11 protein-coding genes are annotated in these 11945 nt (G+C 72.1%); 4 read left to right on the top strand and 7 right to left on the bottom strand.

The window, feature by feature from the left end; translation table 11 throughout:
- Positions 1–21: 21 nt before the first annotated feature.
- Genes RWP81_RS08590 through RWP81_RS08575 form a run of 4 tightly spaced genes read right to left on the bottom strand, consistent with a single transcriptional unit; the run spans position 22 to position 3894 of the window.
- Positions 22–969, bottom strand: coding sequence for a PDR/VanB family oxidoreductase (locus RWP81_RS08590; protein ID WP_314454858.1), 948 nt, complete (start codon positions 967–969; stop codon positions 22–24).
- Positions 966–1598: a helix-turn-helix transcriptional regulator gene (locus RWP81_RS08585; protein ID WP_055959709.1), complete on the bottom strand. Its 633-nt coding sequence runs from the start codon at positions 1596–1598 to the stop codon at positions 966–968. The genes RWP81_RS08590 and RWP81_RS08585 overlap by 4 nt, the downstream gene beginning before the upstream one ends.
- A complete protein-coding gene (locus RWP81_RS08580; RefSeq protein WP_314454855.1) occupies positions 1595–2908 on the bottom strand; it encodes an amidohydrolase family protein in 1314 nt (437 codons plus the stop codon). Before RWP81_RS08580 ends, RWP81_RS08585 begins: the two co-directional genes overlap by 4 nt.
- Complete coding sequence (locus RWP81_RS08575) at positions 2905–3894, bottom strand: XdhC family protein (protein WP_314454852.1); 990 nt, start codon at positions 3892–3894, stop codon at positions 2905–2907. Before RWP81_RS08575 ends, RWP81_RS08580 begins: the two co-directional genes overlap by 4 nt.
- A 51-nt stretch (positions 3895–3945) precedes the next feature.
- Between RWP81_RS08575 and RWP81_RS08570 the strand changes: the two genes are divergently transcribed.
- Positions 3946–4515 carry a nucleotidyltransferase family protein gene (locus tag RWP81_RS08570; protein ID WP_314454850.1) on the top strand — a complete coding sequence of 190 codons (570 nt, stop codon included), beginning with the start codon at positions 3946–3948 and terminating at the stop codon, positions 4513–4515.
- A gap of 152 nt (positions 4516–4667) precedes the next feature.
- Here RWP81_RS08570 and RWP81_RS08565 read toward each other — a convergent pair whose 3' ends face one another.
- The gene (locus tag RWP81_RS08565; RefSeq protein ID WP_314454847.1) at positions 4668–5771 is read right to left on the bottom strand and encodes a glycosyltransferase family 1 protein; all 1104 of its coding nucleotides are present in this window, start codon (positions 5769–5771) and stop codon (positions 4668–4670) included.
- 292 nt (positions 5772–6063) lie between these two features.
- Between RWP81_RS08565 and RWP81_RS08560 the strand changes: the two genes are divergently transcribed.
- Both RWP81_RS08560 and RWP81_RS08555 read left to right on the top strand, forming a co-directional pair.
- Positions 6064–7290 carry a glycosyltransferase gene (locus tag RWP81_RS08560; protein WP_314454844.1) on the top strand — a complete coding sequence of 409 codons (1227 nt, stop codon included), beginning with the start codon at positions 6064–6066 and terminating at the stop codon, positions 7288–7290.
- Complete coding sequence (locus RWP81_RS08555) at positions 7287–8294, top strand: glycosyltransferase family 2 protein (protein WP_314454841.1); 1008 nt, start codon at positions 7287–7289, stop codon at positions 8292–8294. Before RWP81_RS08560 ends, RWP81_RS08555 begins: the two co-directional genes overlap by 4 nt.
- Positions 8295–8403: 109 nt before the next feature.
- On the opposite strand, the gene RWP81_RS08550 is transcribed toward RWP81_RS08555, so the two are convergent.
- A complete protein-coding gene (locus RWP81_RS08550) occupies positions 8404–9786 on the bottom strand; it encodes a hypothetical protein (RefSeq protein WP_314454838.1) in 1383 nt (460 codons plus the stop codon).
- Between the two features lie 188 nt (positions 9787–9974).
- On the opposite strand from RWP81_RS08550, the gene RWP81_RS08545 reads away from it, so the two are divergent.
- Entirely contained in the window at positions 9975–11441 is a 1467-nt protein-coding gene (locus RWP81_RS08545; RefSeq protein ID WP_314454835.1) for a lipopolysaccharide biosynthesis protein, read from the top strand.
- 31 nt (positions 11442–11472) lie between these two features.
- On the opposite strand, the gene RWP81_RS08540 is transcribed toward RWP81_RS08545, so the two are convergent.
- Positions 11473–11945, bottom strand: a 473-nt coding sequence (locus RWP81_RS08540) for an NAD(P)-dependent oxidoreductase (protein ID WP_314454832.1), incomplete at its 5' end; no start/stop codon positions are given.

The following is an 11945-nucleotide window of genomic DNA, read 5'->3' as shown; positions in this document are numbered from 1 at the left end:
GACGGCCGGGGAGCGTCGCCGTTACAGCTCGAGCGTGATCCGATCGCACGCGGCCCGCGAGACGCACACCATCATCGTGCGGTTCGCCGCCTGCTCCTCGGGTGAGAGCACCGAGTCGCGGTGCTCCACGTCGCCGTCGACGATGGCCACCTCGCACGTGCCGCACGTGCCGACCCGGCAGCTGGAGGGCACGATCGCCCCCGCCTCCTCGACCACGTCGAGCACCGAGCGCTCGGGCGGGACGGTGACGGTCACCCCCGACAGCATCAGGTCGACCTCGAACGGCTCCGTCCACACCGGCGGTTCGAGCACCTTGGCCTCGAACCGCTCGACGTGCAGGCTCCCCCCGGGCCAGGCGCCCATGGCATCCTCCAGCGCCTCGAGCAGACGCGCCGGTCCGCACGAATAGACGACGGTGCGCGCGACCGGCGCGGCGAAGCGGGCGGCCAGATCCAGGCGGCGTCCCTCGTCGGCGGCGTATACCTCGACCCGCTCGCCGTAGCGCTCGACGAGGTCGTCGGCGAAGGCCATCGTCCGGTGCGAGCGCCCGGCGTACAGCAGCGTCCACGCCGCCCCCGCCGCCTCGGCGGCCTCGATCATCGGCAGGATCGGCGTGATGCCGATGCCCCCCGCGACGAAGACGTACGACCGGCCGGCCGTGGGCGCGAACAGGAAGCGGTTGGCGGGTCCGCGCACGCGCAGGGAGGCCCCCTCGACGGCGTTGTCGTGCAGCCAGACCGACCCCTCGCGCTCGCGCAGCACGCCGATCCGCCACGTGCCCCGCTCGGCGACGGATCCGCACAGCGAGTACTGCCGCTCGAGACCGCCGGGCAGCACGACGTCGATGTGCGCGCCCGGCGACCAGTGCGGCAGTGTACCGGCGGTGCGCTCGAGATCGAGCAGGACGATGCCGTCGGCGGCATCCCGTCGCGCGCGCACGACGACGTCGAACGTCACGCCGCCGCTCACGCCCCGACCCCCGCCTGATCGTCGGCGCCGCCGCCGTTCACCAGGTCTTTCACGATGAGCAGGCGATAGGTCGCGCCGTCGGGCGAGTGCCACCGGTGCGGCGTACCCGAACGGCAGTAGACCGAGTCGCCGACGTGCAGGGTGCGCTCGCCGTAGACCCCGAACGAGATGACGATCGACCCCTCGAGCACGGTGAGGAACTCATCTTCCTCGTGCACGTAGTGGTCGCCCGGCGCGGAGTTCGAGCCGGTGAACTCGAGCGGTTCGAAGCGCCGCGCTCCGGTGGCGAGCAGGCGTGCCGTGCCCTCGGCGTAGGGGCCGATGACGCCCTCGTCGGCGGCGACGAACGACGGCTGCGCGTCCTGGTCGGTGCGCGGGGGTTCGGATGCCGCGATGAGCTCGACGCGACTCGTGCCGAGCGCCCGGGCCAGACGTTCCAGGCTCGCCATGCTGGGGCGCGCGAGGCCCCGCTCGAGCTGGCTGAGGAACGGGTGCGACAGCGTGGCCGCCTCGGCGAGCTGGGTGAGGGTCAGACCGCGCGCCTTGCGGAGGCCCCGCAGGTGCGCGCCGAGCAGCTCGTCGCCGGTGGGAGCGTCGTCGACGTCGATCGCAGGGGCCATGGTGGTCATCGTCGCACTCTCTCGAACAGCTGGGCGACGATCTCGTGCTCGTCGGCGGTGGTGAGTCGGCCCTCGTCGACGACGACACGTCCGCCGACGACGACCGTGCGCGGCCGGCGACCGGGGGAGGCCCACAGGAGCCCCGCAACCGGGTCGGCGACCCCCGCGTCGGCGACCCCCGAGACGTCCCAGATGCATAGGTCGGCGGCCGAACCGGGGGTCAGTCGTCCGAGTTCGGGCCGGCCGAGGCCATCGGCGGAGCCGGCGGTGGCCATGCCGAGCACCTCGGATGCCGGCAGCTGCGGCCCGACGAGGGCGGAGACCTGCATCGCGAGGCGCGCATCGGCCAGCAGATGCCCCGCGTCGTTGCTGCCGCCTCCGCTCGTGCCCAGGCCCACGGCGAGTCCCGCGTCGAGGAGGCTCCGGACGGGCGCGACACCCCACCCCATCGGCACGTCGCAGCCGGGGGCGTGGGTGGCGGTGACCCCGGATGCCGCGAGGCGGGCGATCTCGTCGTCGGTGACGGCGCACAGGTGGGCGAGGGTGACGTCGGGGGCGAGCCACCCCCACTCGTCGAGCAGGTCGATGGGGCGGGAGCCGTAACGCTCGAGGGCGAGGTCGACGTCGACGACCTCGTTCGCCTGTGTGCGCCGGCGCAGGCCGTGCATCGCCGCCACCTCGCCGAGAAGCTCGAACGTCTCGCGCGGGTCGCTGTGCACCCCGGCGGGCCCGACCGCGACCTGCCGCATCCCGTCGGCGGAGACGCCGCCGTGGACTCCGGGCAGGAGCGCACGCACGATGGCGTCGGCCGACGCGGCCGCCTCCTGCGGATCGTCGCGTGCGGCGCCTCTCACGAACGCCAGGCGCGCACCGAGACCTGCCGCCGCCCCTGACGCCGCCCGGGCCATGCCGACGGTGTCCGCACCGCTCGGCCAGGTGAGGTGGTGGTCGGCGACCGTGGTCACCCCGCTCAGCAGCGCCTCGGCGAGGCCGGCGCGAGCGGCGAGACCGGTGAGCTCCGGGTCGACACCGGCGGAGGTGTACGCCGAGGCCATCGCGGGCAGCCACTCCCGCATCGGGATGCCGCGGGTGCCCGGAAGGGTGCGGAAGGCCGTCTGCAGCAGGTGGTGGTGCGCGTTGACGAGCCCGGCGGTGACGACGCACCCCGTGGCATCCACTTCCGTCGCCCCCGCGTGGTCCATCTCCGCGAGGTCGGTGCCCTCGATGATCGCCCCGTCGACGCAGACGACGTCGCCGGTGCGCACGCGGCCGGTGTCTTCGACGACGGCCAGGGCGCCGCGCACGACGAGAACGCTCACGCCTTCCTCACCGCGCACGAGAGCGTCGCGTCGCCCGGGCTGGCGGCGTGCCCCGCGGAGACGTGCAGTCGGGGCCCGCGCGCCTCGCGCAGCGGGCGGGCGTCGGCGTCGTTGCGGGATGCCACGATCTCGGCGATCACCGACAGGGCCGTCTCCTCGGCGGTCGCACCGCCCAGGTCGAGGCCGAGCGGCGAGTGCAGTCGCGACAGTTCGGTCTCGCTCACCCCTGCCGCTCGCAGGAGTGTCGCCCGGCGCGCGACGGTGGCGCGCGCGCCCATCGCGCCGACGAAACCGATCGGCAGGCGCAGCGCCGCGCGCAGCGCGGGCACGTCGAGGCGCTCGTCGTGGGTCAGCACGCACACGGCGGTGCGGGCGTCGGGCGAGGGGAACCGCTCGAGGAAGTCGTGCGGGGCGGCGACGACGAGCTCGACCGCTTCGGGAAAGCGGTCCCGTGTCACCAGGAGGGCCCAGTCGTCGCAGACCGTCACCGCGAAGCCGGCCGCGGAGCCCAGGCGGCACAACGCCGCCGCGTGCTCCCCGGCGCCGAGGATGACCAGGCGCGGAGCCGCCGGGCGGTGCAGGTCGAGTCCCTCGCCCTCGAGGTCGAGGCGCAGCGTCGCCGCAGCTCCCGCACGCGCGGCCATCAGCGCCGGCAGCACCGAGGCCGCGTCGATGCGGTAGGCGACGACGTCGACCGCGCCGCCGCACGCGAGCCCCGCAGAGATCGGCGTCACGGTGCCGTCGCCGGTGAATCCGAAGCGCGCGCGGCGCACCCGACCGGTACGCAGGGCGTCGAGTCCGAGCATGACGGCGTCGCTCTCGACGCACCCGCCCGAGATCGACCCGATCACCCGCGCATCGCGCGTGACGGCGAGTGTGGCCCCGACGCCGCGCGGAGCGCTGCGCACCACACCGGTCACCGTCACCGCCGCGACGGGCACGCCCGCCTCGAGCAGCGGCACCAGGTCGGCAGCCAGATCGAGCATGCCTCCGACCGTAGTCGGGGTGTGTTTCGCGCGCGCTACGCTGTCGTCACCATGCCGGCCACCCCCTCCGATGCCCCCTGCGGGCTCGTCCTGGCCGCGGGAGCGGGTCGTCGGTTCGGCGGTCCCAAGGCGCTCGCGCGCACGCCGGCCGGCACCCCGTGGATCGCGCTCGCGGTCCAGACCCTGCGCGCGGGCGGGTGCGGGCAGATCCTCGTGACCCTCGGCGCCTCCGCCGACGAGGCGCTGGCCCTCCTCCCCGCGGGAGTGAGCGTCGTCCGCGTGGCGGACTGGCAGACGGGCGTCTCGGCCTCCGTGCGCGCGGGCCTGACGGTGGCGGCATCCGAGTCCGCTCCGTCGGTCGTGATCCTGCCGGTCGACACCCCGGATGCCACGGGGTCATCGGTCGCTCGTCTGGTCCGACGCTCCGCTCCGGACGCGCTCGCCTACGCCGCGTACGGGGGGTCTCCCGGGCATCCGGTGCTCGTCGGGCGGGAGCATTGGGGCGCCGTCGCGGCGTCGGTGCGCGGCGATGTCGGTGCGCGGCCCTACCTCATCGCCCAGGGGGCGGAAGCCGTCGAGTGCGGCGATCTCTGGTCGGGAGCCGATCGCGACGAGCGCTGAGGCGCGGAGAGACCTGTCGGCCGTCTCGGTCGGGCGGGCAGTCCGGAATCGCTGGGCGTGATCGCGGTCCTGCGCATCGTCAGGGGTCGACATTCACCCCCGCTTTCACTCGTTGAGGCCGTGCTCGGCTCGTCGAGTTGCTCGCGACGCGCTCAGCGGGCGAGCGCGTCGCGGTAGCTGTCGAGGGTGCGTTGCGCCATGAAGCGCCACGAGTACATCTCGGCCCGTCGGTGGCCGCGCTCGCGCAGGCCCTGCGCCAGCTCCGGATCCGACAGGACGCTCCGCAGGGCCGCGCCGATCGCCGGGACGTCCGAGGGGTCGAAGTACACCGCCGCGTCGCCGTACACCTCCGGCAGACACGTCGCGTCGCTGCTGACCACCGCACACCCGTGTCGCATGGCCTCCAGCCCGGGCAACCCGAAGCCCTCGTAGAAGGAGGGGAAGGCGTACACCCCGGCATTCTCGTACAGCCAGCGCAGCTGTCCGTCCGACACGAAGCCGGCGAAGTGCACCGCCGCTCGCTCCCGGTCATCGAGCCCGCTGATCAGGCGCGAGCCGTCGGCGTCGATCTTCCCGGCCACGATGAGCCCGATCGAGTCGTCCGCGTCGCGCAGGTCGGCGACCGCGCGGATCAATCGACCCACGTTCTTGTACGGCACCTGGGTGCCGACGTACAGGACGAAACGCCCGAACGGGACGTCCACGGGTGCTGCGGCGTCCGTGATCGCATCCGCCGCGGGGGAGGTCAGCGTGACGCTCGCAGGCGCTGCTCGGGTGTACGAGAGGAGGTCGCGCCCGGAGTAGGTGCTGACGACCAGGTTGACGCGCGAACGGTGGGCGGCGAGGGTGAAGGCCCCTGCGCCGACCGCACGCTTGACGAGCGACACGACGGGGTGCTTCTTGTGGTTGCGGATCTTCAGCAGGGTCATGTCGTGGAAGGTGGTGACACGGGGGACGCCCACGTACAGCGGCTGCTGCGGCATCGCGAAGTGGATGAGGTCCGGTTTCAGCGCGCGCAGCTCGCGCGCGAACGTCGTCTGCTCGCGCAACGAGAAGTACGGGGTGTCGGTGGCCACCTTGGCGAAGTGCGGACTGATCGGCTCCCAGTCGGCGAAGCGCGCTTGCGGTATCACGATCGTGTACCGGTGCTCGGTGTCCAGCAGCTCCAGGTTGTCGATGAGCTTGCGCGTGTACCGCCCTGTGGAGGTGAAGAGGGAACGGGCGTCGATCACGATGTGCGGTCGCGGTGCATCCACGGGCGGGCCTCTTCTCGGTCGGGGCTCCGCCGATTATGGTCGCGGCGCGTTCTCGGGCGACGCGCGCCCCGTCCGCCGCCCGGGTCCGGCGCACGGGTGAAAGCGGGGGTGAACTCCATGCCGTCGCGCGCGGGGGACGATCCTGAGCCTGCGTGCGCGGCGCGTGCCCGGGGACGGTGAGCGGGCCGGGCCGTCCCGAAGGCGTCGCGCGGCCGGGGGCGGGGGTGTTGGTAGCTTCCCGGGGCGCCCGCCTGCCCACGCGGGTTGGTCGAGGCGCTCACGAGGAGAAGACATGCGGATCGTCAGCCTGATGGCGCACGTCCCCTACGCGGGCATCCCGCATGCCGGCGGGCAGTACGTGCTCGCGCACCTGCGCGCCCTGTGCGCACGCGGCCACGAGGTCACGGTCATCGCTCCCGACTGGCGGGGCAACGACGCCAACGCCCGTCTGCTGCGCGACGATCTTGGGGTCGAGGTGGTCGTCTGCCGCCCGCGCTCGACCGGGCGCCTCGCCGAGTGGTGCGACACCCAGCAGATCCGCCTGTTTCCCGTACGGCCACCGCGCCGGTTCCGGCGGGCGGTGCGACATTCACGCGCGGCGCAGGTGGCCCTCGGCCGGGCCGAGCTGATCGAGGCGCAGTGGTCGGAGATGGGGTGGCTGATGCTGTCCGACCCGACGGCCCGTTCCGCCGTCCGACGCGTGGTCACGGCCCACGACATCATCGCGCAGACGTACGACCGCATCTTCGCCACGACGCGCCCCGGCACGCCGGCCCGACTCCTCGGGCGCTGGCGGCAGCGGAGCGTCGGACGCGACGAGGGGCGGCTGTACCGCGAGATGGATGCCGTGATCGTCTTCAGCGAGAAGGACGCGCGATACGTGAGTCGCCTGAGCGGTGACGCGGGTCGCGCCGTCGTTCTGAGACCGCCCTTCGACGGGAGTGTCTCAGCGTCCGCTTGGGAGCCGTCGGACGGTCCCCCCACGGTGTTGTTCGTCGGGGCGTTCTTCCGCGACGTCAACGCGCAGGCTGCCCAGTGGCTGATCGAGGAGATCATTCCGCTCGTCCGGAAGACGCGACCCGACGCCCGCTTCGTCCTGGCCGGGGCCGGGCCCACAGCCGCGATGCGCGAAGCTGCGGCCCTGGACCCGCTTCTCGACGTGACGGGGGAGGTGCCGTCGCTCGAACCCTCGTACGCGTCGGCGACGGCAGTGGTGGTGCCGCTGCGCATGGGAGCGGGGCTGAAATTCAAGACGGTGGAGGCGATGATGCGCGGCATCCCGGTGGTATCGACGTCGGTGGGGGCCGAAGGGCTCGTCGGCGAGGGGGAGACGGCCGGCCTGATCGTCGAAGACGATGCCGCGGGGTTCGCTGAGGCACTGCTGCGGGTGCTCGAGGATCCGCTCGCCGCGCGGCGGGCGGCGAGCGCATCGAGGGAGTGGGCTCGGGCGGAGTTCTCGCCCGACACGTATCCCGCGCGTCTCGAGGATGCCTTACTCGGACACGGAGCGGACCGATGACCGCGCCGGTGCGTACAGCGGTGGTCATCCCCACCTGGAACGGCCGCGACGACCTGCCCGCATGCCTGGAGTCGCTCCGACGCCAGACCGTCGCCATCGAGATCGTCGTGGTCGAGAACGGTTCCTCCGACGGAACGGTGGAGATGCTCCGTGAGTCGTACCCCGACATCACCGTTCTGGCACAGCCGGTGAACCTCGGCTTCGCCGGCGGGGTCAACGTCGGACTCCGCTACGCCCTCCACCGCGGACACGCCTTCGTGGCGCTGCTCAACAACGATGCGGTCGCCGAGCCGACGTGGGTGGAGCATCTCGTCGCGGAGATGTCTCGCGACGAGCGCGTGGGGATGGTCGCCAGCAAGTTCGTCACGATCGACGGCGAGCGACTCGACAGCACCGGCGAGTGCTACTCCGTCTGGGGCCTGCCCTTCCCGCGCGGGCGCGACGAGAGACGTCTGGACGCCTACGACGACATGACCGAGCTCTTCGGCGCAAGCGGAGGGTCGACGCTGTACCGCGCCGACATGCTCCGCGACATCGGCCTCTTCGACGAAGACTTCTTCGCCTACTTCGAAGACGTCGACCTGAGCTGGCGGGCGCACCTCCGGGGATGGCGGGTGCGCCTTGCTCCGGCGGCGATCGCGTACCACCGCATCGGCGCGACGAGCGGACGCATTCCGGGGTTCACCACCTATCAGACGCTGAAGAACCTGTTCTGGGTGGTGACGAAGAACGTTCCGCGGCGCTATCTGGCGACGGTCGTTCCGCGGCTGGCGCTCGCCTACACACTGACGTTCTGGCGTGCCGTCCTTCAGGGCAACGGCGCGGTGGCGGTGAAGGGGGTTGTCGTCGCGACCGCGAAGATGCCGAAGAAGCTGCGGCAGCGGCGAGCGATCCAGCGCGGGCGACGTCTCGACGACGAAGCGCTGCGACCGTTGCTCACGTGGGATCTGCCGCCCGGCTCGACGAACTTGCGTCGCCTGCGGGCGCTGGTCGCACGCTCCTGAGTTCTCGCTCGCGCCCTGGTCTCGCCTGAGACGGCGCGGTCCCTCCCGCGCCCGCGCGGGCGCTCCCGCGAGCTCGTCGCCGAATGGCCGCGGCGCCGAGCCTCGCGGGTCAGGCGTTTCGACGCTCCCGTGCGCGTCGCGACTGTGCGCGCGCCCCGTCGCGACGCACGAGCGCTTCACCTGTCGTTTCACCCGACAGGCGCACGAGAGCGGAGGTGGCAGTGACGCGACTCTGCGTGGCGATCACGAACAGCGGCACCATCATCGAGGCGAACAGGGTGTCGGGCGCATCGGTGCGCCAGGCGGTCTCGGTGATGGACGCGGCCACGAGGACGCACAGGAAGGCCAGGGACGCGACATGCTCGCGGCGCGGCAGCCACGCGGCGATGCGTGCGGCGTTCAGCAAGACCAGCGCGATGAGCAGCACGAGGATGAGGCCGCCCGTGACGACGTAGTGGACGAAGACGTTGTGGCCGTGGCTGGCGGCTGTCGACAACGCCGCCTTCAACAGGTCGTAGTGGTCTACGTACCACGTGTGCCCCAAGCCGAAGACCCACTGCGCCCCATGCAGCTGCTCGAGGTTGAACTGCCAGATCGCGCCGCGCTCGGTGTACGCCTCGGGGTCGGTCGTGGTGAGGGGGATGACGGCGACGGTCGCGAGGAGCCCGACGAGGAGCACGATCAGCACCCGGCGCAGCGACGCGCGCAGCAGGAGGCTCAGCAGCATGACCACGAGCCAGACCACTGCGCCGAACAGCGCCGTACGGGAGGACGACCACACGATCCCGCACAGGATGACGCCGGTGATCGTCCAGCGCAGGTACCAGCGCGAGAAGAGATGGGCCAGCGGCAGCGCGAGGACGAGGAAGAGCCCGTTCGAGTTGGGGTGGCTGAAGAAGCCCGCGAGCAGCGGGAGTCCCGTCAGCGACTTGTCGGACGCGGCGTCGAAGCTCTGGGGCATGTACATGAGCGTGGGCGCGACGACGGTCAGCGTCATCGAGACGCCGGTCAGCAGGGCCGCCAGAAGCGCGTACAGCTTGAGGTCGCCGACGCGCGTCTGCATCGCCCAGAAGGTCAGTGCGACACCGATCGGGAGGATCATCTGCGGCGAGACCCGCCCACCGCGCATGAACTCGTTCAGGATGATCCACAGCCAAGGGATGACGAGCACGAGCAGGGGTGCGACGTCGTTGCGCACGAAGACGACGCGGAACACGAGCACGAGGACGGCGACGACGGCGGGCACGTAGAAGGCCACGTTCAACGCATCCACGACGGCCTGTGCGAGGGTCGTCCGCACGCCCTCGACAGCGACGCGCCTACTCATCGTCAGGGTCTGGGCGACCGGGCCGGCCACGCAGGCGAGCCAGAACAGCAGGAGCAGGCAGAGGGACGCGGCGCGCGCCCCCGGGCTCCGCACGGCGGTGGCGAGACGAGGCAGGTCGCTGGTGCGCGCCCGCGCGCGCGCGCCGGCCACGGCTGAGGAGGTCATCGGCACAGGCTATGCGCGCTGCACGAGCGCGGCTTCTCGGCCGCCGGAGCCCCGCTCGGGGGAGCACCGGGTGAAGTATCGGGCGCGCTCGGGCGGGCAGGGGTCGATGCGGCAGAGCGCCGGCGCCGGCGGACCCTAGAGTTCCGGAGACGCGTCGTGCGAGAGGCGCGACAGGAGGGGCCGTCTACGTGGAGCCCGATGCATCCCCCGGCTCGCGGGCTCGGGGCGCGACACTGCTGCTGTCGACGCAGTGGCTCCGCTATGCGCTGCAGGTCGTCAACATCGTGGTGCTCGCGCGTCTGATCGGCCCCGCGGATTTCGGCATCGTGAGCCTGGGGCTGGCGATCGTCGGCATCGCCTCGGTGCTCGGCGACTTCGGTCTGAGCCTTGCGGCGCTGCGCGAGAAGGATCTGAGCGAACAGCAGAAGAGCAACCTGCTGTGGCTCAACACCGCCATCGGCGCCCTGCTCGCGCTGATCGTGGCGGCCGTGGCGGTGCCCATCGCGAACGCGTTCGACGACGACCGTCTCGTCGCCGTCGTCCTGCTCGCGGCGCCGGCCTACCTCTTCCGCGCCGCCGCCGTGCAGTTCCACGTCGAGCTGAACCGCACCGACCGTTTTCGGCGCCTCGCGGCTTCCGAGCTGGGCGGCGACGCGTTCGGCGTGGCGACGGCCGTCATCCTGGCCCTCGTGGGGTCGGGCTACGTCGCCCTGGCGCTGCAGGGAACGGTGGCCGCCCTCGTCACCCTCGTCTGGGCGTGTGTGGCCGCCGGGTGGCGTCCCCGCCTTCCGCGCAGGGCTCCGATGAAGCGCCTCCTCGTCTTCGGGGTCTCGACCCTCGGTACGCACGCGGCGCACTACGTCACCACGAACGTCGACACGATCGCCATGGGTGCGTGGTACCCCGCGGCGACGGTCGGGTTCTACAGTCGCGCTTACCAGCTCGTGATGCTCCCCCTGCAACAGGTCGCAGCTCCCCTCACCCGCATCCTGCTTCCGCGTCTGGCGGAGGTCGCCGACGACCTCGACGCGCTTAACGCGGCGCTCGTGCGCGCGCAGCGCCTGGTGAGTCACGCCCTTCTCTGCGTGACGGGGCTGCTCGTGGTGGCCGGCGCGCCCGTGATCGAGATCGTGCTCGGAGCGGACTGGCTACCGGCGATGCAGTATCTGCCCGTGCTGGCCGCGGGCACCGTGTTCCAGACCATCGCCTACGGCTACTACTGGGGTTTCGCGGCGCGGGGTCGATCGGGCGCCCTCTTCTTCTCCGAGGTCGTCGGGCGCGTTCCGATGGTGCTGCTGATCATCGTCTGGGCGCCACTCGCTCCGGTGGGCGTCGCGTGGGGAGTGGTCGCCGGTCAGGTGCTGATCTGGGCGTCGGGGACGTTCGTCTTCGCCCCGCGGGCGGGACTGCGGGTGGGCGCGCTGCTCATCACGGCCATCGTCCCCCTCACCGTGAGCGGTCTCGCGACACTGGCGACGTGGGGCCTCGACGTCGCGGTGCTGACCTCCCTCCCTCCTCTCGTGCGACTTCTGTCGATCGTTGCGGCGTGGGTGCTGCTGGCCGCCGGACTGCTCGCGGTGTGCGGTCAACGCGACGCGCGCCTGATGGCGGACACCCTGCGAACGATGCTGCCCCGACGGTCCTCGCGCGTCTGAGCTTCCGTCGACGCAGGCGGCGCGCCGAGACTCAGCCGCCGATGACGACGTTCAACGGCGCCTGGCCGGCCCGGAGGCGGTCGATCTGGCGACGCAGCAGGCGCGCGATGCGTGGGTGCATGGCATCCGTCGCTCCTCCGACGTGCGGGGCGATGAGCACGCCGTCGAGGCTCCAGAGCGGATGACCCGCGGGCAGGGGCTCGGGGTCGGTCACATCCAGCGCCGCTCGGATGCGCCCTCGCCGCACGTGGTCGACGAGGGCGTCGGTGTCGATGAGGGGGCCGCGGCCCACGTTGACGACCAGGGCGCCGTCGGGGAGGGCGGCGAGGGCGGCGTCATCGATCAGGTGGCGCGTCGCGTCGCCCCCGGGGAGCGAGGCGATGACGATGTCGGTCTCGGCGAGCACGTCGCCGAGTTGGCCGAGCGGGAAGACCTCGACGTCATCCTGCAGGCGGCCGTGCGAGGCGACAGCGCGCAGCTCCCCCTCGAACGGCTTAAGGCGCG

It is taken from the genome of uncultured Microbacterium sp., assembly GCF_963521695.1.
Classification (GTDB): Bacteria; Actinomycetota; Actinomycetes; order Actinomycetales; family Microbacteriaceae; genus Microbacterium.
This window is presented reverse-complemented; position numbering and strand designations above follow the sequence as displayed.